We start from the raw sequence: 22,177 nt of genomic DNA on the forward strand, positions 1-22,177 counted from the left end.
AGCTGGCACCTCACCCCGGCCACCGCATAAGCAAGAAGGGCTGTCCGACCTACGGCCGGACAGCCCACGACAAGATCTTCAGCAGTCTTCTAGGCCGAGCTACACGTTGGCCGCCAGAGTGTCAGCCCACTCGGTTGCAGCCAGCCAGGTCACCAACGCTCGCGAATGAAGTCCCTGACTTCTACAAGCCGAGCGCGCTCGACCTCGGGGACTTCATACCCGTGTGCCCGGACACACTGAAGAAATTCGTCCGGCAGTGTCACATGGTGCAGACGGACGTAATGCCACAGATCCCCGCGCCACAACCACTCGCCGTCTGTGAAGAGAGAGTCCCCGCCGACGAATTGTTCACCGGACCCCAACACGTCTGCGGCCATGCCCATCGTGCTGATGATCTCGTGCCCAGCTCGCAGATAGGACATGATCTTGTCTGGGTCCTCGTACGCTGTGTCCGCGACGAAGTCGCGAGCAGCTCCCGCAGGCGTTCCAAAGGAAGGCGTCCAGAGCTCCTCAAAGAACCCGGCAATCTTCATAAGATCCCGTCCTACCTCAGTGGACTTCTGCGGGCGACTCGGCTCCTCAGCTATCGCTCGGGCAGGAGGTTCACGACTCCGTCCACGGGCGAGGCTTCCCGCCAGTCAGGGGAACCCACACGGAGTGGGCGGGCCCGTGTTGCTCGAGGTCTTCGAGTACAGCGGCTCCGAGGCGGACTTCGCTGGCGAGGGCCGCTACGAGCGGGTGGTGGGCAACCATGGCCTGCAGATCGCTCATGCGATTCTCCAGCCTGGTTCGGGCCGCACCGGTCAGCACGAAGAGTACGCGCGGAAAGACCGGATACCAGCGGAGCCAGGCAGGACCGGTGCCGGCCGGCTTGCGCCGGCCGACGGGCTGGGCCTCGTGCTGGAACAGGCGCGCGTACTCGATCAGTTTCACGGCCAGCCGCTCGCCGCTCATGGTGCTGCGGTCGACTTCTACGAACGCGCGCAGCTTTCGCCGGTGTTCGCCCTCGGCGACGGTGTAGTACATGAGGGCGTCGGCGACGAGCCGCTCGCCCTCGCCGATCGAGTGGGACACTTCGGGGGTCCAGTCCCAGGGGCCGTGCTCGTGTCCGAGCCGTCGGGCGTCCTCGGCGAAGGCAAGGTGGGCGCGTACGGCGGCGAGCGTGTGCGGGTCGCGCATTCGGCCCGAGGTTAGCGTCGGGTGGACTCCGCTTCTTACCCATGTCTTGACGCTACGGGCGATCGGGGAGACGTGAGCTCATCGGCGTTGGCCAGCCGTGCCGAATCACCCTGGCCTGCGGCTGGATCGCCGTACTCCGCCACCAGGAGCTCGAGGCAGCACGTCGTGAGGCCGCGATGGGGCTCCCCCGAGGGGACTCCTGATTGCGGCCCGGTAGTCTCAGCCACCGGCCGCCACTCGCGCCGACTCGGCAGCAGCACGATCGGAGTAGCCCGGGTGTCGGGCGTCGACCAGATCGGCATAGGCGGTCGTTCGCGAGAGGTAGTCGACCACGAAGGGGCAGATTGCGGTGATCGTGCCCCCGCGGGCGCGGATCTCGTCGAACACCCGCCGCACCAGCGCGCCCGCCACACCCTGGTGCTGATGACTCGTCTCGACCTCAGTGTGCCGAAGAGCGTACCGGTTGGGCTTCAGGTGGGTGTAGTAGAGCCAGCCGACCAGGTCGTCGTCACGGCAGAGCTCAAAGCGGCCTTGATCGATGTTGTCGATCAGCTGCTCGGTTACCGGCACCTGCTCGTCGCCGCTCATCGCCTTACCCTTCCAACGTGTTGTCACGCCGACCAGTCGGACGGTCCCACTTCGGACCTTCAAGTCCAGTATGGCATGGGCCTACTCGCAAAGTGATGTTGAATTGGACTCGATAGTCCTTTCACGCCCTGGTGAGGACGCTCGGGACCACCGACCGAAGACGAACGAGGCGAGAAGAGAACATGGAGCCATCACCGGCCGCCGTTGAGGTGCGCAAGGGCGAAACCACCCGCCCCTACGAGGCACTGATCAATACCGGTGACTTAGTGCTTTGGTGTGCGTTTGATCCGTTTCGGTTTGGTGACGTCGACGAGGGTTATGGCCGCGGTGGGTGGGCGGTCTGCAGTCCGGTGGGCGGCGCGCTTGAGGGGTCGGCCGGTGACTTTGCGTTTGATGACGCGGGGGTTGGTGCGGTGCCGTCGTGGTGGCGGGAGGCGTTGGAGGAGTTCAGCGTGGGTGGCTTTGACTGCGCGGGCGGGTCAGCACGGCGCCCCACTGAACACGGTGGAGTCCTCGACCTTCACGTGCAGCGGCACCGTCTTCCCGGGCTGGACGACCAGCTCATCGGCGGCGTCGAGGTGAACGGAGACCCGCGCCGCCTGCATGCCGGCGTCCAGGTGGGCGAAGACGAGAACTCCCGCGATCGCGACGCACGGCAGCCCTTCGTCATCGGGGCCGGCCTGTGCGTGGAAGACGGCCGCGTTGTTGACCACAGCGCAGACCTCCTCGTCCGGGAAGCGGAAGTCGTGCGAAGCGGGCGCCGTGCGCACGCACCTGCCGACTCCGTGGAGGCTGTCTCGCCCTGATTCGGCCTTGCCGCGTTATGGATCAGTGCGTGTGCAGGCTTGGACCAGATGGTGAGTGGTGCAGGCGCTTGGCATTTCCGGTTGACCAGGGGAGATGCGGCGGCGAACGAAGGTGTCAGGGGCCGTTGACATCCTCACCTCCAAGGAATAGGACGAAAGTCATAAAGCGTGCACAGTGAGCCATCTCGGATTTAGGTGGCTTTCCGGCGGTCGACGCCAGGGCCACTTGACTCGTGCGCTGCGAGAAGGAGGTGAACAACATGAGCGACACCGAACAGGCGCCTCAGGAGCCCGAGTCGACTTCGACCGAGGGTGAGGAGTCGGCGGCCGAGGCAGCGGAGACTGCGGAAGGTGCGGAGGCGGAAGCCCCCGCGACCGGTGAGGCCGCTGAGGCCGCGGAGCCCGAGTCGACTTCGACCGAGGGTGAGGAGACCACAGCCGAAGCGGAGAAGCAGGAAGCGGAGGCACCGGAGGCCGAAGGCGAGGAGTCGTCCGAGGGCGGGTAAGTGTGACCCCCGGCAAGGCGATCATTGTCGTGCGATCAATGAATGGTGACCTATACAAAACGACGTCGCCCCCGCTTGGCAGCGGGGGCGACGCATGTGTGAATAGCGGGGTGGCGGCGTGCGGCCCGGCAGACTACGCCTCGTCTGCGGCTTCCAAGGCTCGCTCGATCTGCTGATTCGCGCGCTGCTGGTTGCGATGAATCGCCTTGGCGTAGAAGCGGAACAGGACCGCGATGCTGTGGCCTGCTCGGTGTGCGACCTCGGCTGGGGAGACGCCGGACTCAAGCCAGAGCGAGAGCGTCGGTCCGGCAGACCAGGTCGGCGGCCGGTGAGGTGCCGCGTACGCGGTGCCTGAAGCGTCACATCGCCGGGGCGAAGCGGGACAACTGGGCCAGCGGACGGGGACTTTGGCCGTGTGCTTCGTAGGGTGTGGCGTGCTGCGGGCGACTTCCCGGCACGGCTGTCAGTAAGGAGTATCGCGTGCGCCAGCCAGCGCCGCAGGGCGCCTTCGGAATGCCGCAATCGCCGTACGGCCCCGGCCCAGCTACCCGGTCTACCCGGCGCCGCAGCCTGGGGCCGGGCACCTGCAGCAGCTCCCGCCGTATGCCGGATGGCCACGGCGGGCGGGGGCGTTCCTGCTGGACATCGTGATCAACTTCGCCCCGATGTGCGTGCTGACCGGTGTCGGAGCCCGCCATCGGCGAGGGCGGTGAGAGCAGCGAAGCGGCCGGGACCATCCTGGCCTGGGTGGGCCTTGCGGCCATGCTCGTCACCGTCACCTTCCAGCTGGTACGCGAAGGGTGCAGCGGCCAGATTGTGGGCAAGAAGATCCTGCGTATCCGCAGCGTCCGCGACCGCGGCGGCCAGGTGTCTCCGGTCTGCCTGAGTGAGCACTCGCAAGGTCTTGATCAGTAAGTATTCATGTTGAATGAGTGATCTTGCTGTCCATGCAGACGTGTCCGCGAGTCTCTGAGGCTGATCTAGGTTCAGGAAGAAGGGCTGTTACCTGCGCAGTCGCAATCGAAGCTCGTGGATGCTCAGTTGCGATGAACTATGTGCTGCTTCGCAGCCCCGCATCCGGCATCCGCTGCGCCCCCGCGATGTGGTAACAGGTGTTACCATCGGGGGATGGCGAAGACACAGCTGGGCGCACGCGTCGATGACGACATCGCAAAGCTCGCCAGAGCCCGCGCCAAGGATCGCGGCCTGAGCGTGGGTGACTACATCGCCGCCCTCGTGAAGGAGGACGCCGGCGGACTGCGGCGTGGCCTGGACGCCGCGCGACGCTTCCTCGACGATCATCAGGCCGTCTTCGACGAGGCGGAAGACGCCGACCGTCACGCTCCGGGAGCGCACGCCACGTAATGGACCTGTTCATCGACGTCCCCTGGATCCTGCAGGTCGCCGAGCTCGCCGGCGCCGGGGACCCGGCCCCAGACGACTATGGGGTGCCCGTGGCCGCGGTCGCCTGCCACCGGGCGGAGCTGCTCGAACAGCCCATCTACGACGGCCCCTACGCTCGCGCCGCCGCCCTGGTGCACATCCTCGGCCGCTGCCGCTGGCTGGAGCGCTCCAACCTCGCCGTGGCCGCAGCGACCGGTGTGATGTACCTGGAGGCCTCCAACATCCCGGTCAAGCCCACCCGGGAGGACGCCATAGCCCTGCGTGACCTGCTTCGGGATCCCGGCTGCACCGCCGCGCGGATTGCCGCCCTGCTGCGCACCTGGCCGCAGGCCACCTGAACCGAGAGCCACTTCGGCGTCTCAGGAGTAGCCGGTCGGTGCTGTTGCGCGCCGCTACTGACCTTTTCGGTTCGGGGTGACGTCATGGCGGGGCTGGGATGATTCCGGTCTCGGCGATGAATCCGTCGAGTAGACCGGGCTGGTACTGCATCCGTTTCAGGCGGGTGCGGGCCAGTGCGGCAAGCTCGTCGAGGCTGCATGGGGCCAGGTTGCCCAGGCTGTTCTTCAGGTGGGCCCACACGCCCTCGGCGGGGTTGAGGTCGGGTGTGTACGAGGGGAAACGGAAGACGGTGAGCCAGCCCGGGCCTCGATCAGCTCACGCATCGCGGCGTCGACGTGATGGGTGTAGTCGTCCCACACCAGTACGACGGGCCCGCCGAGCTGCTGGTGAGCCGCGTCCAGCAACGCCGCGAAGTCCTTCTCCCGAAAACCCCTTCCGTTCGCCCTTGCGGCCGTGGTGCACCAGCATCCGGAAGATGAGCCGGTCGACCGCCGACCGACCGTATGCGGCTGCACATCCGCCCTGACGGGCAACACCTCACCTGGGCGTGACCGCGGGACAACAGCTCTTCAGCTGCCCCGTCCGTCCGCTGTCCCCCGTGGCGGACGGGCGGGGCTTGTCCGGCGCACCGGCACGACCCCCGCCTTGCCCACCACCTTCCGCCCGCCGACAGCGACAGGCCCTCCGCCCGATCGGTAGGCTCGCTCACCCGGAGGGTGCCCCCTCCCACCATGATCCAGATCTCAGCAATCCGAATCATCGCAGGTCGCGGCACCCTCCTCCGTTCACCTCACCCTCTGTCACCAGCATCCGCCCGCATGGTGAATTCATGAGGCGGGGAAACCGGTCCGCGGGCTCGTAGCGACCGGGCCCTTCAACTGCCGACGCCGCGTTCTCGTGCCGCAGCACGAGCAGCGCGGCGTCCTTGGAGGTGTCGCGGCGCAGCAGCACCGCCGGTACGGACAGCGGCTTCCGGGTCACCTTGTACACCAGCGAAACGATCACGCAGAGATGGTGCCAGCCGACGCCGCATTGCCGCCCTCGCCTGCAGCGAGGACTTTCCGAGCCCCACACGCTCTCGTTGTCGGCAACGTGGACGCCGAGGCCGCCGGCCGGGGCGGGTTTCAGCCGGCGGGCCACCGAGACGACCGGGACCTGGGTCGCGCGGTCCGCGAGGCGGGCGACTGGGGCCTCGGGGCCGAGCAGGATGAGGGCCTCGCACCGGTCGGCGAGCAGCGCCTCCACGGGGTAGCGCGACGCTTGGGTTGCCTGCGAGCCGTCCTGCTGGCAGGCAACCTCAGCGCGCATTCACCGTGCTCGCTTCAAGCGGGTTGGAGCAGTTGCTGGGCTCCTTGCGCGGCACCGAGGCGAACACATCGGCCGCGTATGACGCCAACTTCGCCCGGACCCGGTTCACTTCATGCGTGTCCATCCAACCCGACATGCCCCTCAACAGGCCGGCAGGAAGATCTAACGGAGTCGTACTACTCGATACCAGTCGATCGATCACTCGGGAAGGTACGCCCTTCGCGTGCCCTCCGAGCTGATCCACAGGAAATGAGCATTGCCCCGCCGCCCCGCCCGCAGGCTGGCGAGGTCCAGGCGTAGGTTGTCGTGGAACGGGTGTCGCGATCATGCCCAGGCGCCCTCGTCGGGCGTCGTCGTCAGCGTCCCGTCCACACCGGGGCGCGCTTGTTCTGGAAGGCCAGCACTCCCTCTTTGCTGTCCTCGCTGTCGAGGGCAGCCATCACGGCGGGCAGGCGCGCGTCGCGTGCCTCGCGGGCGCTGAGCTGAGCGGTTCGGGTGGCCAGTTGCTTGATCGCCCGAACCGACGACGGCGAGCAGGCCAGCACGTCGTCCACCCAGCGCTGCACTGCGTTGTCGAGTTCTACCGCGGGGACGACCTCGTTGACCAGGCCGAGGCGGTGCAACTCGCTCGCGGGCACTCGCTTGCCGGTCAGCAGCAGGCCCATGGCCGCGTTGTGCGGGATTTTGCGCTGCAGCAGCACCATGCCGCCGTCGAGCGGCAGCCGGCCGACCCGCGGCTCGGTCAGTCCGAATTTGGCGGTATCTGCGGCGATGACGATGTCACAGCCCAGGACCATCTCCATCCCACCGCCGACGGCGTAGCCGTTGACCCTCGCGATGATCGGCACGTCCAGGGTCGTGCGCAGGCTCAGCCCGCCGAAGCCGTTCGGATCGAGCTGCGACCAGTACTCGAGGCCGGTCTTGTCGATCGCTTTTTGGGACATGTCCGCGCCGACGCAGAACGCGCGGTCGCCGGCTCCGGTGAGCACCACGCACCGTACCTCGGACGAGGCCTCGATCGTCGCCCAGATCTGGTTGAGGCGGTCGGTGGTTGGTCCGTCGACGGCGTTGAGTACCGCTGGCCGGTCGATCGTCACGTAGGCGACGAAGTCTTTGATTTCGAGGCGAACTTCATCGGTCATGACACGATTCCGTTCTCGCGCAGCCGCGCGATCCGTACCTCGTCGTATCCGTGCTCGGCCAGCAGTTCGGCGGTGTTCTCACCGAGCTGCGGCGCGCGGCGGTCCACCGTGGCCGGGGTCGCGGAGAGGCTGATGGGGGAGTTGAGCACCTGCACGACGCCTTCGCCGGGGTGTTCCATCTTGACGATCATGTTGTTGACCGCGGTCTGCTCGTCCGCCAATGCATCGGCCATGGTCAGCACCGGAGCGCACAGCAGGTCCTGTTCCTCGAGCCTATGCACCCAGTGGGCGGTGGTGTTCGTGGCGAACCTGTCGCGGAAGAGTTCCTGCAGCTCCGCCTTGGCTGCCATGTGCCCCGGTGGATCCTGCAGGTCCGCTCGCTGCCACAGGGTGTCGGGGAGGTTCAGCGCGGCACAGATGTCGCGCAGGGGCTCCTGCTTGAAGGCGCCGACCATGCACACCGCGCCGTCGGTGGTCGCGAAGACCCCGGACAGTGGCATGGCCGCCCAGTTGATCTCCGTTCCGCGGTTGAGGTGGGTTGCTGCCTCCTGCATTTGCATGTGGAGCATGGAGTCGAACATGCGGACGTCGACGCGCTGGCCTTCGCCGGTCCGTTCGCGCGCGAGTAGGGCCAGCAGGATTCCTTGGAGGAGATGCATTCCGGTGGTGTAGTCGCACAACGTTGTCGGGTAGATGCTCAGCGGGATGTCCTCGCTCTGGCGGCGCCACATCACACCCGAAAGGGCCTGCAGCAGCACGTCCTGCCCGCCCTTGTGGGCGTAGGGGCCGCTTTCGCCGAAGCCTGTTCCGGACGCCCAGATCAGGCGCGGGTTGATCGCCTTCATCGCCTCGTACCCGAACCCGATGCGGTCCATGACCCCGGCCCGGAAGTTGCTGACCACCACGTCGGCGTCACGGATCAGGTCGAGGACGACCTGTTTGCCTTCCTCGCCGCGGGTGTCGATGCTGATGCTGCGTTTGTTCCGGTTGATGGAGTAGAAGATGGGGTTATCCAAGCCGGACGGGTCCACGGTGGACGACCGGGAGAGGTCGCCGACCTTCGGGCGCTCGATCTTGATGACGTCTGCGCCGTAGTCGCCGAGCAGCTGCGTGGCTGAGGGGCCCATGAACACCTGGGTGAAGTCGACGACGGTGATGCCTTCGAGTGCTTTCATACGTCCGTTCCTTCGGCCGATGCGGTGGTGACCGTCGCGTTCGCGCTCGGTTGGTCGCCCGGGTCCGCCTCGAACTTGCGCATCACTGCCTGGATGTCGGGTGCGGGAACCTCCCGCACCGTGCAGCCACGATCGGCCGCCAAGGCCGCCGCCACGCCTGCGGCCTGGCCCATCGCCATGCACGGCGGAATCTCCCGGGACATCTTCTGCGCCTGTGGGGTCGCGGAATAGTGCCGTCCGGCCACCAGCAACTGATCGACCTCCTTGGGCAGTAGGGCACGGTAGGGCGTGTAGTAGTCCCGTCCGCGTGCCACCGAGTCGGCAAAGTGCCTTCGCGAGTGGACATCCTCGGCGGTGACTACGTACTCACCTTGGAGCAGTCGGGTCTGTCGCACGCCCATCTGTTCCGCTACATCCACGATGTAGGCGTTCTCGAAGCCTGGCAGTGTTTGCCGGCAGAGGGCGACGGCTTCCGCGATACGGTCCCGTGCCGCGAACTCGGCCGAGGTCATCGACGTCGGGTCCGTGCCGTCGTAACCGGTCATGTGCGGTGCGTTGCACCACACCACGCCAGGGACCGGGGTCTTGAGCCACCACAGCTCCCAGGCTCCGCCCAGTACCCGCTTGATCTTTTTATTGATCAGGCGGGCCGCCTTCGGATCGGCCTGTTCGAACCGCTCGGCCTGCGCCGTGTCGACCCCGCCGAGGCGGAAGACGAGCGTGGTCAGATAGGAATCCTTGACGTAGGAGGCACCCGCACGGGACGCCACGTCAATGTCGCCGGTGGTGTCGATGACGACGTCGCCCAGGATCGCCTGCGGACCTTCCTTCGTTTCCGCGATCACTCCGCGCATCGTCCCGTCGTCGACGATCGGCCGCGAGAACCAGCTGTGCAGCCGTAGATTCACGCCTGCTTCGCGCACCAGATCGTTGGACACCCTCTTCCATGCGTCGGGGTCGAACGCGACCGCGTAGCAGATGGGTTTCGGGGTCTGCGACTGGTGGAAGTCGAAGACGCCGTAGCGGCCCCACTTGTTCCACATCTCCGTCGAGGCGTAACGGTCTTCCTCGGGCGGCACGACAGCCAGCTCCATCTTGGTCATGCGCTCGATGTACTCCGCCACGATTCCGGTGACGGTGATCTCCTGGCCGTTGATCATGTCGTCCAGCACGAGCACCATGCCGCCCGAGGCCAGGCCGCCGAGTGCCGGATAGCGCTCCAGCAGGGTGACGGAAGCTCCGCTGCGGGCTGCGGTCACGGCGGCGGACACGCCGGCCGGGCCGCCACCGACGACGACGACGTCGGACTGGGCCACGACCTCGCAGTCGAGTGAGCCGGGCGCAACTCGAAGATCAGTCACCGAGGGACACTCCTTCAGTTTTCTTCGCCCACACATACAAGGCGATGCTCAGGGCCGCGAGAACGGCCATGTAGAGGGGGAACAGTGCGCTCAGTCCCTTGCCGGAGAGCCAGACCACGAGATAGGAAGCGGTGCCACCGAACGCGGCGACCCCGACCCCGTAACCAAGTCCGCAGCCCGCGGCCCGGACTCCCTTGGGCATCAACGAGGTGCTCACCAGAACGTAGAGGGTCATGTTGATCAGCAGTACCGGCGCGCCCACCAGCAGTACGAGAGTGAACGTGGCGATGCTCTTGTGCATGTAGAGCAGGATCAGGAAGACCGCGGGGATCATCAGGAACCGACCGTAGAGGAACACCCGGGACAGAGCCCATCGGTCCGCGAGCCGTCCGACGACGAGCGAGCCGCCCATCATGATCAACGCCAGCACGGTGGTGATACCGAAGACGACCGTCGGGTCCTCGTGGAACCTGGCACGCGCAAGGGTCGGCAGGCCCACGTTCCACCCGTAGTTGAACGCCTGCGCAGCGCCGACCACGAAGATGATCGCCAGCAGGCTCCGCCACCGGGTGAACACCGAGGCCCAGACCTTCGAGGGGGAGCCGACGTACTCGGGGTCGTCCTCGTGCAGGGTTTCGGGCAGGGAACGGCGCAGCCACAGTACGACGAGGCCCATCACGGCGCCGACCCAGAACGGGATGCGCCAACCCCAGTCACCCATCAGCGCATCGCCCAGCGTGAGCCCCAACACGTAGTTGATCAGCGAGGCGAGCAGAATGCCGAAGTTGACGAAGAAGCTGATGACACCGGCGGCCGTGCCCGACCGGCCTTTCGGCATGACCTCCGCACCGTACGCCGTGGACAGCGGTGCTTCTACGCCGGTGGAAATCCCTTGCAGCAGGCGGCAGACGAGCAGGATCAGCGGTGCTGCCACACCTATGGTGCCGGCGTCGGGTATCACCCCGATGACCAAAGTCGTCAGTGCCATCATCGCCACTGACAGAAGCATCACCCTGCGGCGGCCTATGCGGTCGGCGACACCACCGAGCACAATTCCGCCGATGGGCCGCATCGCGAAACCGACGGCGAAGATCGACAAGGTGCTCAGTGTCGCGTCGATGGAGCTCTCGTTGCGGAAGAAGTGCGGGCCGATGGTGACCGCCAGCAGGCCGAAGATCTGCCAGTCGTACCACTCGAGGGTGTTGCCGAGACCCAGGCCGAGCATCGCGCGGCGCGTCGCTGGGGGACGATCCTTAGATTCTCTGGCGGACGTTTCGTTGGTGAAATCGGCGGCGCCGAGCGCTCTTTCGGGAGATATGGACATGGCTCGCCTTCCGGACGGCCGCCGCGAGTGCGGACCGTCGGGCATAGGGGACGGGGAGCGCCGCCTTGACTACCAAGTCGGCGGCGTGGAAACCCAGATGCAGTTCGCCGGCTCGTCGCCGGCGTTGACGTACCAGTGCGGAATCGTTGAGGAATAGCGGATGGAATCGCCCGCTTCGAGATGGTGACGCACGCCGTCGACGAACACGTCGAGACTGCCCGAGAGGACGATCCCGAACTCTTCTCCGTTGTGGGTGAACGGCGTCTTACTGGTGTCGTGGCCGGGTTGCGAAGTCACCCAGGTCGCTTCGAGGGCGCCGGACAGGTCGGGCGTGAGCAGTTCGTAGGTGGCCGCGGCGGTCGCCAGGCCGTGCCCGCCCACCCGACGGCGTTCCGTCTTGCGGACGATGGGCGACTTGTTGTCCTCGATGCGCAGCAGGAGCCGGCCCACGGGAACGTCCAGGGCGTGCGCCAGCTGAACCAGGGTGGCGAAAGCAGGGTTGCCGATTCCGCGCTCGAGCTGGCTGATCACACCCACCGAAAGACCGCTGGCTTCAGCAAGCTGCTCCAGTGTCAGCGTGCGTTCCCGGCGTATGGACCGCACCGTCTCACCGATGGCGGCAACCATGGGGGCGATCGTTGGACCGTCGCTCGACCGAGGCTTCGCTGCTTCACTCATGGACACAACCTAGTGAGGATTTTCATTCTGTCAACGGTTTGTTGCGACGTCGCTGGGGAGCCTGTCCCGTGAGCAACCCGTCCTTGGTCGACGCGGACGCCACCGCGGACGAGCTTGAATCCATGCTTGCGGCGGCGCAGGAGGCCGCCTTTGCACTGCGTGACTCCGTTGCCTTGACGCATGGGCACAACGTAGTGAAGATTTTCATTCTGTCAACGGTTTGTTGCGACGTCGCTAGGGAGCCTGTCCCGTGAACAACCCGTCCTTGGCCAGCGCGGATACCACCGCGGGCGAGCTTGAATCCATACTTTCGGCGGCGCAGGAGGCCGCCTCCGCACTGCGTGACTCCACCGGCAGCGAGCGGGCGTCGTGGTTGCGTGCAGTCGGCGCGGCGATCGATGAGGAAAGGGCGGAACTGCTCGACCTGGCGGCGGCGGAATCCCACCTCGATCGGACCGCGCTGGACGGCGAGGTGAACCGCACGGCCTTCCAGCTCGAACACCATGCGGAGGCGGCCGAGTCCGGCGAGCTGCTCCGGATCCTGGCCGAACCCGCCGATGCGGACTACCCCGTCGCGGCCCGTCCCGATCTCGTCCAGTCGATGATGCCGCTCGGCCCCGTACTGGTCTTCACCGCCAGCAACTTCCCCTTCGCATTCAGCGTGGCCGGCAACGACTTCGCCTCCGCCCTGGCCGCGGGCTGCCCGGTAGTGGTGAAAGCCAACCCGGGGCACCCCGCACTCAGCGCCCTGACGGCGGAGATCGTCGCCACCGCCCTGGCGAAGGCCGGCGCCCCGAAGGGCACCTTCGCCCACATCCAGGGAGTGGAGCCAGGAGTGGCCGCGCTGCGCGACACCCGGATCAAAGCGTGCGGGTTCACCGGCTCGCTCGCCGGCGGCCGTGCGCTGTTCGACATCGCGGTGGGCCGCCCGGACCCGATCCCGTTCTACGGTGAACTCGGTTCCCTCAACCCGGTGTTCGTCACCCCCGCAGCCGCCGCCGCACGGGCCGAGGAGATCGCCGCCCAATTCGCCGCCAGCGTCTCCTTCCGCGGTGGACAACTGTGCACCAAGCCGGGCGTGCTGATCGCACCGGAGAACTCCGGCATCCTCGACGCCGCAGCCACCGCCCTCGCCGGCCTCGAACCGGCGACACTCCTGACCGACCGCATCACCAGCGCCTACACCGAAGGCACCACGTCCCTGTCCGCCCTGCCCGGCGCACGTGTGGTGGCAGGCTCGGGGGGCACCTCGCCCACACTCGTCTCGATACCCCCCGCGAGTGTGCTCGCCGGCGCCGCCGGCGGCATCGAGGAGTGCTTCGGGCCGGCGGCCGTCGTGATCGAGTACCGGGACACGGCCGAGATCGGCGCGATCGCCCGCTCGCTCGGCCCGAGCCTCACCGCGACGATTCACGGTGAGCCGGCCGACGCCGTCGCCGCCTCCCTCGTCGACCAGCTCAGCTCCCTGGCCGGCCGCGTCATCTGGAACGGCTGGCCGACCGGAGTGAGCGTGACCCGCGCCCTGCACCACGGCGGCCCCTTCCCCGCCACGACCTCGCCGACCTACGGCTCGATCGGCGCGGGTTCGGCCCAGCGCTGGCTGCGCCCGGTCACGTACCAGAACTGGCCGGTGGAGCTGCTGCCCCGGGAGGTTCGAGCACGGGTCCTTCCGGCTGCGGAGTGAGGAAGGCCGCGATCCGTGCTCGTGGCCAGGACCGCCACCGCCGTGACGCAGCCGGCGGCCGACGACCTGCGCGGGCGGATCACCGGCCCGAACCACACCGACAAGACGCATTCCACGCCGCCCCGGGGGACCGCGCGCGGCTGCGGCCCGTCCGCCGATCCACCGCGGGATCCGGCGGCAGCCGTTGCCAGCGCACGAGTAGTGAGGAACTGAGGAACAGGAATGTCATCGACCACCCTGAAACCCGGAGTCTGGGGCGTTCTGGCGACCCCCTTCACCGGGCCCGCCCTCGACATCGACACGACCAGCCTGGCCGGTATCGTCGAGGCGTACGAGCGTGCGGGAGCCACCGGCCTCACCGTGCTGGGCGTCTTCGGCGAGGCCGCACAGCTCGACACCGGTGAACGGCGCGCGGTCCTTGAGACCGTCGCCGCCAGCAGCTCGCTCCCGCTCGTGGTGGGAGCGACCTCGCTCGGCACCGCGACCGTGGCCGAGGAGACCCGGCTGGCGCAGCAGGTGCTCGGCGACCGGATGGCCGCCGTGATGGTCCAGGTCAACTCGCCAGACCCGGCGGTGCTCGCCGAACACCTGCGCGCGGTCCACCGGCGGACCGGTGCCAGCATCGTCGTCCAGGACTACCCCGTGGTCAGCGGGGTGCGCATCGCAGTCTCCGCACTCGCCAGGGCACTGCGCGACCTGCCGTTCGTCGCCGCCGTCAAGGCCGAGGCCCCGCCGACCCCGGGCGCCGTCGCGGCCCTCACCAAAGAGTTGGACGTCCCGGTCTTCGGCGGGCTCGGCGGCATCGGACTGCTGGACGAACTGGCCTGCGGCGCCGCCGGCGCGATGACCGGCTTCTCCTACCCCGAAGGTCTGATCGACTGCGTAAAGGCGTGGCAGACCGGCGGCTACGAGCAGGCCAGGCAGGCGTGGCTGCCGTACCTGCCACTGGTCAACTTCGAACAGCAGGCCCAGATCGCACTCGCCATCCGCAAGGAATGCCTGCGCCGACGCGGGCTGCTCCAGGACTCCGCCGTACGGCCGCCCGCCTCGGCCATGCCGGACACCCTGGCCGAGCAACTCCAACGCCACCTGGACGCCGTGGCGCGGACGACGGGGACGCGCTGATGGACCTCGGACTCAAGGGACGCACCGCTCTGGTCTGCGCCTCCACCCAGGGACTGGGCGAGGCCACCGCACGGACGCTCGCCGCGGAGGGCGCGAACGTCGTCGTCTGCGGGCGCTCCGGCGACCGCGCGCGGCAGATCGCCGGCGAACTGCCGGGCGCGATCGGCATCGCCGCCGACCTGCTCGCCGCCGACGGCCCCGAACGGCTGGTGGCCGCCGCCACCAACGCACTCGGCGCGATCGACGTCCTGGTCCTCAACGGACCGGGCCCGCGGCCCAAAGCCGCAGCCGACGTCACCGCGCAGGACGTCACCGAGGCGGTCGACGCGCTGGTCCGACCGCAGCAGCGACTGGTCGCCCTCACCCTGCCCGCCATGCGCGAACGCGGCTGGGGCCGCGTGCTCGCCATCGGCTCCAGCGGCGTCGCCGCCCCGCTGCCGCAACTGGCCTCGTCCAACCTCGCACGGGCCGCGCTCGCGGCGTACCTCAAGACACTCGCGGCAGAGGTGGCCGCGGACGGAGTCACCGTCAACCTGCTGCTGCCCGGCAGGATCGGCACCGAGCGGGTGGCCCGCCTGGACGCTGCGGCCGCCGAGCGGACCGGCCGCTCACCGGCCGAGGTCGCGGCCGAGTCCCGCCGCACCATCCCTGCCGGCCGCTACGGACGGCCGCAGGAGTTCGCCGCCGCCGCCGCGTTCCTGTGCAGCGCCCCCGCCTCCTACGTCACCGGTATCGCCCTGCGTTGCGACGGCGGCCTGATCCGCAACCTGTAACCGACCCGCTGGCGCTCCGCCCCCGGGCCGGCGACACCCCTACCACCACCGCCGCGTGCGACCTCACCGGCCGCCCATGCCGGACCCTGAAACGAGCAACGCCCGCGGGCGCGGCCGGAAACGGAGGACACACCAAATGAACGGAGAACAAGTCCCGCCGGATCTGCTCTCACTTCCCAAGGCCGAACTGCATCTGCATCTGGAGGGCGCGCTGCGCCCCTCCACGGCGGCGGAGTTGGCCGATGCCTACGGCCGGCCGGCGCCGCCGGTCGGGCCGTTCGCCGGGCTCGGCGAGTTCGTGGGCGCCTACGAAGGCGCCCGCGACCTCGTCGGCAGCCTGGACGACCTGCACCGGATAGGGCGTGAACTGGTCGAGGACGCCGCTGCCCAGGGGGTGGTGTGGAGCGAGGTGTACCTGATCCCGCCGAGCTACGGCGGCCGGCTCGGCCCGGCGGAGGGGATCCTCGAAGCGGTTCTTGACGGCATGCGGGCCGGCGCGACCGAGGACTCCGCGGCGGGCGTGATCGTCGGAATCAACCGCGGGCTGCCCATGGAGTCGGCACGCCGGTCGCTCGAACTGGCCGTCGCCTACCGCGAAGCGGGGGTGGTCGGCCTCGGTCTCGCGGGTGACGAGGCCGCCCATCCACCCGAGCGCTTCACAGAACTGTTCCGCGAGGCCCAGGAAGCCGGGCTGCCCGCGGTGCCGCACGGCGGCGAGGGCGCGGGCCCGACCAGCGTCCGGACCTGCGTTCAGGCGCTGGGCGCGTACCGGATCAGCCACGGCGTCCGGGCCGCGGAGGACCCCCGGCTGCTCAGCGAACTCGCTGAGCGGGGCGTGTGCCTGGACGTCTGCCCGACCTCCAACACGCTTTTGCAGGTCAGCAGTTCCCTGGCGGACCACCCGCTGCCCGCCATCATGGCCGCGGGCGTGCCCGTGACGGTGAACAGCGACTGCCCGCTGTTCTGCGGCACCACCCTCCTCGAGGAGTACCGGCGAGTGCAGGAATGGCTCGCCCTCGACGCGGCCGCGCTCGCCGACCTCGCGGAGACCTCCGTCCGCTTCAGCGCGTGCCCCGCTCCCCGGCGGACGGCCGCACTGACCCGACTGGCCGACTGGCGCGCGCGCTCAGGGGGGTGAAGCGGTCGCGGGCTGCGGGACGTTCGGGGTGTGCCGGGTCCAGGGGGCGTCCACCGGGCGGCCGCCCACGTCGTCGCCGGGCCGCGTGGGTGTCGCGCCGTGGGCAGGCCCGCCGTCTCACCCTGCGGCGCCGTCACTTCTTCCCCCGTCGCTGACCCGTCTGAAGTCATCCCACAGATAACACCCCAATACCTGCGGTAGCGCGATCCGGGACCTGCGGTGGTACCTCAGGGGTTGGGTGACAGCGGCCTGCCGGCACCAGGCGTGCAGGTAGACGGTCGGGGCCGCCGCCGACCCTGTCTCGACGTCCCGTTTGACGTAGTTTTGGCCAGGCTTGATCCGCTCGTCGCAGCGTGCGCAGATCATCGGCGGTACTGCCTGACGAGGCGGTACAGGCCTCGTCCTATCTCGCACCGGCCGGCCTCGTCCGCACAGTCCTTGCACGTCGTGCAGTGGGCGAACAGGCTGTGGTGCGCGCGGTCCGCGACGCAGGTGTGGCAGGCACGCGGGAACCATCGCGTGGGCGTGGTGGAGCCGCGTAGGGGGCTCATGTGCTCGCCGAGGGCGACGGCCTTCTCGCCGGTGAGCCTTTTGCCGTCGTGCCATACGCATGTGGCTCCGCGCCTCTGATCGTCGGTCAGCCCGTCGAGCGGGGGAAGCGCCAGAACGGCCAGTACGTCGGGCGGGATCTCTTGGACGACGCTGCTCACCGGATCGCCGCCTCGGGCGGCCGGGCTGTGCCTTGCCTCATGTCGGCGCTCCTTCGCGGCGTCGGCCATGTCCCGGCAGGCTTTGCCGCCTCGCCGGGATTTCGTCGTTTCTCCCGACGCTAGGAGCGTGAACAGCGCCATCGCCAGGAATGTGCACCGATGTACACGCGGCTTGTTTGCGGTCTTGACCTGCCATGTGTGCCGCATAACGGTGGTGTACATCCCTGAACACAGAGAGCAGTGGAGGCGACTGTGGATCTACAGTTCATCGGGGATCGACCCGAACACCGGCGACGGCGAGAGCCCGACCGTGTGGGTCGACCAGGAGGCGAGGGAGCTCGTACTGCAGGGCTGGAAACCGGGACCCGAACTCGAAGCCGAGTGCGCTGCGTTCGAGGCCCCCGGCCACGCGGTAGGCATCCCGGACCATGAGGCCGTGATCCGTATCCCCGCCAGGATGGTGCCGATGATCAGAAAGGCGTGCGATGCCGTCGAACGTGCCGACATTTCCTGAGCTCCTCGGCTCGGCAACGAGCACTGCTGTCCACTTGGAGATGCGCGACTCCTACGCCGTGGACTACGAGAAAGGCCCGTTCGCCGACTGGCGGGCGGGGCACCGGCACAACCCCGCCGACCGGGCGTCCTGGTGGCGCGCGTGGCTCGATCTCATCCAGGAGACCGTGGGCCGCGGCGTCGTCGTACGTCGGGCGCGCATCGTGTCCGAGCCGGTCAGCGAGTACACCCGCTTCCTGTACGACAACACCTTCACCAACGTCGCCGCAGGGGAGCAGGTGCGCCGGCTGCCCCGCCGCCAGGCCAGCACAATCGCCCTGCCGGGCAACGACTTATGGCTCATCGACGGCCGACTCATCCGCTGGAACCACTTCACCGGCCAGGGCGCCTCGGCAGGCGGACAGATCAGCGAGGACCCGGCCGCTGCGAAGCTGTGCGCCGACGCCTTCGAAGCAGTGTGGGCGCGCGCGATCCCACACGACCAATACACGATCAGCTAGCACGGAAGGTGCCCGGCCAGCTCATGCCCATCTCCCCGTCCTCGTCGGCCCAGGCCGCCCGCGAAGCCGTCGCGCAGCGCCTGAAAGAACTCCGTGCCGACGCCGGGATCACCGGGCCTGAGCTGGCCGCACGCTGCGGCTGGTCCCACCCGAAGACGTACCGCATCGAGGGTGCCCGCACCCCGCCGTCGGCCAACGACATCCGACGCTGGTGCGAAGCCTGCGAAGCCGGCAGCCAGGCGGACGACATCATCGCCCAGTCCCGCACCGCCGAGTCGATGTACCTGGAGTGGCGACGCAAGACCCGCACCGGACTGAAGCAGCTGCAACACAGCTACGTACCGCTGTTCAAGGCGACGAAGCAGTTTCGGATCTACTCGCCGACGATGGTGCCCGGCCTGCTGCAGACCGAAGGCTACGCACGCGGCCTGATGACCTCGATCACCCGCTTTAGGGACATCCCCGACGACGTCGCCGACGCGGTCGCCGCCCGGCTGGAACGATCCCGCATCATTCACGAGCCCGGACACCGGTTCACGATGGTCATCGAGGAACCGGTGCTCCACTACCGGCTGGGTGACCCCGATGCGATGGCCGCCCAGCTGGGCTACCTGCTCACGGCCGGGGCGCTGCCGCAGGTGTCACTGGGCATCATCCCCAGCACGGTCCAAGAACGCCCCATGTGGCCACAGGAACTGTTCCACGTGTACGACGAGACCCTCGTCTCCGTCGAACTGCTCGCAGCACGCGTCCAAGTCACCCAGCCCTCCGAGATCGCCCTCTACGTGAAGGCATTCGAGCAACTGCGCAGCATGGCCGTATACGGAGCAGACGCCCGCGCCCTGATCGTGAAGGCCATCGACGCGCTGCACTGACCCTGGGCATGACAGAACGCGCCCTGCGCGACCCGTGGTCGTTGTGCAGGGGGCGTTCTGTCATGCGTACTCGCGTCGCGGGCCGAGGCTTATGCCGATGAGCCCGCCGCCCGTCTCATCCGGCTGCGGGTTCGGCGCACCGTCCTTCCGGCAGACGAGCGCGTCCGGGGCCCAGCTCGGCCGACGAGGGTGCTGACGGCCACGCCTCACTTGCCGGCCTCGTAGGCCAGCTGGTTGGTGCCAGGACCAGCCAACAACTGATGGTCTGCGGGGGAGTGTCAGTTGAACTTCGTCATCTGAGCGCCAGTGGCGCAGGCGCGGCGACCTGGTCGTTGGCGCTGACGGGTGATGCTCACCCGTTGCTGACCTGAGTGACGAAAGACCATGTCATTCTCACGCCGACCGCCACGACGTTCCCCATAGTGAAGAGCTACGGCGTTAGGGAGTGATGATGGGCAGTGAGATGCGCATGCGCAGGGTTCCGGCCAATGAGCAGGAACGCGGGATCCCGGCACTGGAGGAGGGATTCGCGGCGATCTTGCAGAACGATGTGTTCGACCGGGAGACCGAGTCCGGCATCCTGTGCAGTCTCGGCGAGGAATGGCGGACGATGAACGTGCTGCTCACGGGTGAGGCATTCCCCGAAGGACCCTGCTCCCTGCCGGTTCTCGGCGGTGAGCATGTGGCGACCTTCGACAGCCGCTTCGACGTGATGCTCTGGCTGGGCGCCGAGGGTGTGCGCAGTGCCCGCGCATATGTGGCGGAGGTCGACTTCGACGAGCGTTTCGAGCGGAACCGCAAGGAGTTGCGGTACTACGGCGACATCTCCTACCTGGCGACGGATTTGCGCCACCGACTGGATGTCATGCAACGCTTCTACAGCCTCGCGGAGGACGCGGGTGAGGCTGTGGTCAAGCGGGTGTATGAATGATCGCTCGGGAGGCCAACCGGCCTGGGGGAGATGGAGACGGCGATACCGCCGACGTCCAAATGCTCGATCGGGCTGGGTGACGCGGAGTGGTGGAGCAACTTGCCCGGCACTGTGGGGCACTGGGGAAGTTTCATCGTGATTCGTGCAGGCCACCGAGCCTGGTGTGACGAGTCGCTGGGGTGCTCGCGCAGCTCATCGCGGTGATCACGGCGGGAGATCGTCCGTCACCGGGCTACCTGGTGGTGCGTCAGCACGAGCAGAGCCCGCACCAGCGCGGTCGCATGCCGCGGACAACCCGGCCGAATGCAAGTTCGATCTCGGCACCTCGCTGGCCAACCTGGGCATCCAACTGGCGGCGGTGGGGAGCCTGTAGGGTTCCAAAAGTCCCGTACGTGCTCTGACCTGGGCTTTCGTCGTCTGTCGTGATCTTATTCAGCTGGTGTTGCGGTACTCGTGGATGAGTCCGCCCAGGACGGGGGTGGTCGGCCGGTAGGTTTGCCCCGTTTGCAGGCTCCCGCCCAGTGGAGTCCCAGGTCGGCCAGCACCTTCAGCTGGTACCCGAGCACTTCAGTTGGTGCTTCGAGCACCACAGTTGTCATGAAGGGCCCCTTCCGGACATTTTCTCCGGGCCTTGCGATAATCCGCTTGAACCACAGACGGGTGGACGTGGCAGGCTTGCGCGGTGATTGTCGAGCTGGCCCCCCGTTTTCTGACCTGGGACGATGTGGATCCCGCCCGTCATTTCTTCGACAGCGTGTCGGCCCCACAGGTGGTGCGGTCACTCGGACCCGCCCGGAGGGTGCCCAGCCGCCCCGGCACCCCCTTCGGTGACCCGGCGATGAATGCTTGGAGCTGGGGCGTGGGACAGCCCTGGGCCGACGCCATGGCGCACGCCCTCGCCGAGCACTACGGCCGCTGGACCGTGGGCTGGCGCTGGGCGCACGACGAAGGCGACTTCGACGGAGGACCCGTCGGGAACTGGTGCTGCCCGCGGCACTCGATCACCACATCGCAGGAGACGCTCGCCCGTGTCGTCGCGGCACTGTGCGAGTGGCGCGAGTGGCTGGAGAGTCTCGCCGGGTGGTTCGACGCGTACTCCTTGGACCTGACCGAGGTCGAGGACCAGCGGATCCTGTGGGAGCATGCCGCCCGAAACCTGATCCTGCAGGTGACCGATCGCACCGGCTGCGGCAGCGGTTGGCACGGACACTGCCGTCAAGTGCTCACGTGGTTCCTTAGCCGCTGGGGGGTCGCTCCCGACCACGCACAGCATCTGGTCGTCGAGGCGATCGGCGGGCGGTTCGCGAGCTGGACCGGCCCCGACCCGGTGCTGGTCGAGGACGTCGCGGAGCGGCTCGCGTTGTCGCTGCGGCCTGACGATGGCGCACGATCCGCCAGGCCCGTGCCGGACCACCTCGAGCGCTGGCTCGCAGTGCGCGAGAGCATGCCATGGCAGGAGGCTTCGGAAGGCAGCCGGGACGACCCGGTGGCCCCGTCGCGCGATGGCGCGGCGGAGGACATACGCGCCTTCGACGGCGCCTTGGATCCCGCCCGCGCACGGGGCCTGCTCGGCGCCCTGGAACTGCTGCGGGCCGACGCGGCGCGCGGTGCCTCCCTTGACTTCGAGCTGCTCCAGCGCTGGCAGCAGCATGTCCTGGGAACACCGCAGCCGCCGCCGTTCCGCGACCTGCCGGCCTTCGCCAAGGGGGCCGGGAACGCTACGGCATCGGCCCGGACACCCGAGCCCGCCTCGACGCCTGCCTGGCCGAGAGCGCGCGCCGCGCCGAACCGCCCCTTCCCCTCACCGCCCGGGCCGCACGTGCCTATCTCGACGTGTGCTTCTTCCACCCGTTCGACGACGGCAACGCCCGATCCGCCTTCCTCGCTCTCGTCTTCGTCCTCGCCCGCGAGGGCATCGCGCTCGACGGAGTTAGCCTGCTGCGTCGCGTCACCTTCCAGGCCGACGAGCCGCAGGACGCGCTAACCCTCACGCGGTACGTCGACATCCACCTCACGGAGACCCGACGCAACACCACCTCCCTCGACTCCTAGCGGTTGGGCATGAAGGCGCTGACGAGACCATCTGAGTTGGGTGTGGCTCCTTTGGAGGGACGGTCC

General features: G+C 68.1%; 22 protein-coding genes and 3 pseudogenes. 13 read left to right on the plus strand and 12 right to left on the minus strand.

Annotation, left to right across the window (positions count from 1 at the left end; genetic code table 11):
- Positions 1–149: 149 nt before the first annotated feature.
- The 4 genes and pseudogenes from ABZ904_RS43380 to ABZ904_RS43395 form a co-directional block, all read right to left on the minus strand.
- Positions 150–533, minus strand: coding sequence for a hypothetical protein (locus tag ABZ904_RS43380; protein ID WP_361006440.1), 384 nt, complete (start codon positions 531–533; stop codon positions 150–152).
- Positions 534–603: 70 nt separating this feature from the next.
- A pseudogene (locus ABZ904_RS43385) lies at positions 604–1,167 on the minus strand (replication-relaxation family protein); the annotation flags it as partial.
- A gap of 231 nt (positions 1,168–1,398) precedes the next feature.
- A complete protein-coding gene (locus ABZ904_RS43390; protein ID WP_361006479.1) occupies positions 1,399–1,767 on the minus strand; it encodes a GNAT family N-acetyltransferase in 369 nt (122 codons plus the stop codon).
- A 479-nt stretch (positions 1,768–2,246) separates the two neighbouring features.
- Positions 2,247–2,537: a hypothetical protein gene (locus ABZ904_RS43395; protein WP_361829634.1), complete on the minus strand. Its 291-nt coding sequence runs from the start codon at positions 2,535–2,537 to the stop codon at positions 2,247–2,249.
- A gap of 296 nt (positions 2,538–2,833) precedes the next feature.
- On the opposite strand from ABZ904_RS43395, the gene ABZ904_RS43400 reads away from it, so the two are divergent.
- Positions 2,834–3,079, plus strand: coding sequence for a hypothetical protein (locus tag ABZ904_RS43400; RefSeq protein WP_361829636.1), 246 nt, complete (start codon positions 2,834–2,836; stop codon positions 3,077–3,079).
- 133 nt (positions 3,080–3,212) lie between these two features.
- On the opposite strand, the pseudogene ABZ904_RS43405 reads toward ABZ904_RS43400, so the two are convergent.
- A pseudogene (locus tag ABZ904_RS43405) lies at positions 3,213–3,377 on the minus strand (site-specific integrase); the annotation flags it as partial.
- A 383-nt stretch (positions 3,378–3,760) separates the two neighbouring features.
- Here ABZ904_RS43405 and ABZ904_RS43410 point away from each other — a divergent pair.
- From ABZ904_RS43410 to ABZ904_RS43420, 3 genes are all read left to right on the plus strand, one after another.
- The gene (locus ABZ904_RS43410; protein WP_361829638.1) at positions 3,761–3,994 is read left to right on the plus strand and encodes a hypothetical protein; all 234 of its coding nucleotides are present in this window, start codon (positions 3,761–3,763) and stop codon (positions 3,992–3,994) included.
- A gap of 213 nt (positions 3,995–4,207) precedes the next feature.
- Positions 4,208–4,444, plus strand: coding sequence for a hypothetical protein (locus ABZ904_RS43415; RefSeq protein WP_361829640.1), 237 nt, complete (start codon positions 4,208–4,210; stop codon positions 4,442–4,444).
- Positions 4,444–4,821, plus strand: a complete 378-nt coding sequence (locus ABZ904_RS43420; protein ID WP_361006546.1) for a fic family toxin-antitoxin system, toxin component — start codon at positions 4,444–4,446, stop codon at positions 4,819–4,821. Before ABZ904_RS43415 ends, ABZ904_RS43420 begins: the two co-directional genes overlap by 1 nt.
- 889 nt (positions 4,822–5,710) lie before the next feature.
- Here the strand turns inward: ABZ904_RS43420 and ABZ904_RS43425 are convergent.
- The 6 genes and pseudogenes from ABZ904_RS43425 to ABZ904_RS43450 form a co-directional block, all read right to left on the minus strand.
- Positions 5,711–5,827: pseudogene (locus ABZ904_RS43425) on the minus strand (integrase); the annotation flags it as partial.
- A 659-nt stretch (positions 5,828–6,486) separates the two neighbouring features.
- Positions 6,487–7,272, minus strand: a complete 786-nt coding sequence (locus ABZ904_RS43430; RefSeq protein WP_361829642.1) for an enoyl-CoA hydratase-related protein — start codon at positions 7,270–7,272, stop codon at positions 6,487–6,489.
- Positions 7,269–8,447, minus strand: a complete 1,179-nt coding sequence (locus ABZ904_RS43435) for a CaiB/BaiF CoA-transferase family protein (RefSeq protein ID WP_359408027.1) — start codon at positions 8,445–8,447, stop codon at positions 7,269–7,271. Before ABZ904_RS43435 ends, ABZ904_RS43430 begins: the two co-directional genes overlap by 4 nt.
- A complete protein-coding gene (locus ABZ904_RS43440) occupies positions 8,444–9,808 on the minus strand; it encodes an FAD-dependent oxidoreductase (RefSeq protein ID WP_359408030.1) in 1,365 nt (454 codons plus the stop codon). The genes ABZ904_RS43435 and ABZ904_RS43440 overlap by 4 nt, the downstream gene beginning before the upstream one ends.
- Positions 9,801–11,132, minus strand: coding sequence for an MFS transporter (locus ABZ904_RS43445; protein WP_361003573.1), 1,332 nt, complete (start codon positions 11,130–11,132; stop codon positions 9,801–9,803). Before ABZ904_RS43445 ends, ABZ904_RS43440 begins: the two co-directional genes overlap by 8 nt.
- 69 nt (positions 11,133–11,201) lie before the next feature.
- On the minus strand, positions 11,202–11,759 hold the full coding sequence (locus tag ABZ904_RS43450; protein ID WP_359408036.1) for a cupin domain-containing protein: 558 nt from the start codon (positions 11,757–11,759) through the stop codon (positions 11,202–11,204).
- 301 nt (positions 11,760–12,060) lie between these two features.
- On the opposite strand from ABZ904_RS43450, the gene ABZ904_RS43455 reads away from it, so the two are divergent.
- The 4 genes from ABZ904_RS43455 (at position 12,061) to add (ending at position 16,530) form a co-directional block, all read left to right on the plus strand.
- Positions 12,061–13,494: an aldehyde dehydrogenase family protein gene (locus ABZ904_RS43455; RefSeq protein WP_361003570.1), complete on the plus strand. Its 1,434-nt coding sequence runs from the start codon at positions 12,061–12,063 to the stop codon at positions 13,492–13,494.
- A 222-nt stretch (positions 13,495–13,716) separates the two neighbouring features.
- The gene (locus ABZ904_RS43460; RefSeq protein ID WP_361003567.1) at positions 13,717–14,619 is read left to right on the plus strand and encodes a dihydrodipicolinate synthase family protein; all 903 of its coding nucleotides are present in this window, start codon (positions 13,717–13,719) and stop codon (positions 14,617–14,619) included.
- Positions 14,619–15,392 carry an SDR family oxidoreductase gene (locus ABZ904_RS43465; protein ID WP_361003564.1) on the plus strand — a complete coding sequence of 258 codons (774 nt, stop codon included), beginning with the start codon at positions 14,619–14,621 and terminating at the stop codon, positions 15,390–15,392. The genes ABZ904_RS43460 and ABZ904_RS43465 overlap by 1 nt, the downstream gene beginning before the upstream one ends.
- A 136-nt stretch (positions 15,393–15,528) precedes the next feature.
- A complete protein-coding gene (gene add, locus ABZ904_RS43470; RefSeq protein WP_361003561.1) occupies positions 15,529–16,530 on the plus strand; it encodes an adenosine deaminase in 1,002 nt (333 codons plus the stop codon).
- Between the two features lie 362 nt (positions 16,531–16,892).
- On the opposite strand, the gene ABZ904_RS43475 is transcribed toward add, so the two are convergent.
- Positions 16,893–17,309: a hypothetical protein gene (locus ABZ904_RS43475; RefSeq protein ID WP_361003558.1), complete on the minus strand. Its 417-nt coding sequence runs from the start codon at positions 17,307–17,309 to the stop codon at positions 16,893–16,895.
- A gap of 187 nt (positions 17,310–17,496) precedes the next feature.
- Between ABZ904_RS43475 and ABZ904_RS43480 the strand changes: the two genes are divergently transcribed.
- From ABZ904_RS43480 to ABZ904_RS43500, 5 genes are all read left to right on the plus strand, one after another.
- Positions 17,497–17,754 carry a hypothetical protein gene (locus ABZ904_RS43480; RefSeq protein ID WP_361003579.1) on the plus strand — a complete coding sequence of 86 codons (258 nt, stop codon included), beginning with the start codon at positions 17,497–17,499 and terminating at the stop codon, positions 17,752–17,754.
- Positions 17,726–18,253, plus strand: a complete 528-nt coding sequence (locus ABZ904_RS43485) for a DUF6879 family protein (protein ID WP_361829646.1) — start codon at positions 17,726–17,728, stop codon at positions 18,251–18,253. Before ABZ904_RS43480 ends, ABZ904_RS43485 begins: the two co-directional genes overlap by 29 nt.
- Before the next feature lie 23 nt (positions 18,254–18,276).
- A complete protein-coding gene (locus ABZ904_RS43490; protein WP_361003554.1) occupies positions 18,277–19,128 on the plus strand; it encodes a helix-turn-helix transcriptional regulator in 852 nt (283 codons plus the stop codon).
- A gap of 448 nt (positions 19,129–19,576) precedes the next feature.
- Entirely contained in the window at positions 19,577–20,059 is a 483-nt protein-coding gene (locus tag ABZ904_RS43495) for a DUF1877 family protein (protein ID WP_361829648.1), read from the plus strand.
- 1,833 nt (positions 20,060–21,892) lie between these two features.
- Positions 21,893–22,111, plus strand: coding sequence for a hypothetical protein (locus tag ABZ904_RS43500; protein WP_361003548.1), 219 nt, complete (start codon positions 21,893–21,895; stop codon positions 22,109–22,111).
- Positions 22,112–22,177 lie beyond the last annotated feature (66 nt).

Origin of the sequence: Streptomyces sp. NPDC046900 (assembly GCF_040644975.1) — a bacterium.
Lineage (GTDB): Bacteria > Actinomycetota > Actinomycetes > Streptomycetales > Streptomycetaceae > Streptomyces.

Bases quoted from the DNA above. Each gene is read 5' to 3' on its own strand.
- ABZ904_RS43380 (WP_361006440.1), bottom strand. From the start codon at position 533: ATGAAGATTGCCGGGTTCTTTGAGGAGCTCTGGACGCCTTCCTTTGGA.
- ABZ904_RS43390 (WP_361006479.1), bottom strand. From the start codon at position 1,767: ATGAGCGGCGACGAGCAGGTGCCGGTAACCGAGCAGCTGATCGACAAC.
- ABZ904_RS43400 (WP_361829636.1), top strand. From the start codon at position 2,834: ATGAGCGACACCGAACAGGCGCCTCAGGAGCCCGAGTCGACTTCGACC.
- ABZ904_RS43415 (WP_361829640.1), top strand. From the start codon at position 4,208: ATGGCGAAGACACAGCTGGGCGCACGCGTCGATGACGACATCGCAAAG.
- ABZ904_RS43420 (WP_361006546.1), top strand. From the start codon at position 4,444: ATGGACCTGTTCATCGACGTCCCCTGGATCCTGCAGGTCGCCGAGCTC.
- ABZ904_RS43430 (WP_361829642.1), bottom strand. From the start codon at position 7,272: ATGACCGATGAAGTTCGCCTCGAAATCAAAGACTTCGTCGCCTACGTG.
- ABZ904_RS43435 (WP_359408027.1), bottom strand. From the start codon at position 8,447: ATGAAAGCACTCGAAGGCATCACCGTCGTCGACTTCACCCAGGTGTTC.
- ABZ904_RS43445 (WP_361003573.1), bottom strand. From the start codon at position 11,132: ATGTCCATATCTCCCGAAAGAGCGCTCGGCGCCGCCGATTTCACCAAC.
- ABZ904_RS43450 (WP_359408036.1), bottom strand. From the start codon at position 11,759: ATGGTTGCCGCCATCGGTGAGACGGTGCGGTCCATACGCCGGGAACGC.
- ABZ904_RS43460 (WP_361003567.1), top strand. From the start codon at position 13,717: ATGTCATCGACCACCCTGAAACCCGGAGTCTGGGGCGTTCTGGCGACC.
- ABZ904_RS43465 (WP_361003564.1), top strand. From the start codon at position 14,619: ATGGACCTCGGACTCAAGGGACGCACCGCTCTGGTCTGCGCCTCCACC.
- add (WP_361003561.1), top strand. From the start codon at position 15,529: ATGAACGGAGAACAAGTCCCGCCGGATCTGCTCTCACTTCCCAAGGCC.
- ABZ904_RS43475 (WP_361003558.1), bottom strand. From the start codon at position 17,309: ATGGCCGACGCCGCGAAGGAGCGCCGACATGAGGCAAGGCACAGCCCG.
- ABZ904_RS43485 (WP_361829646.1), top strand. From the start codon at position 17,726: ATGCCGTCGAACGTGCCGACATTTCCTGAGCTCCTCGGCTCGGCAACG.
- ABZ904_RS43490 (WP_361003554.1), top strand. From the start codon at position 18,277: ATGCCCATCTCCCCGTCCTCGTCGGCCCAGGCCGCCCGCGAAGCCGTC.
- ABZ904_RS43495 (WP_361829648.1), top strand. From the start codon at position 19,577: ATGATGGGCAGTGAGATGCGCATGCGCAGGGTTCCGGCCAATGAGCAG.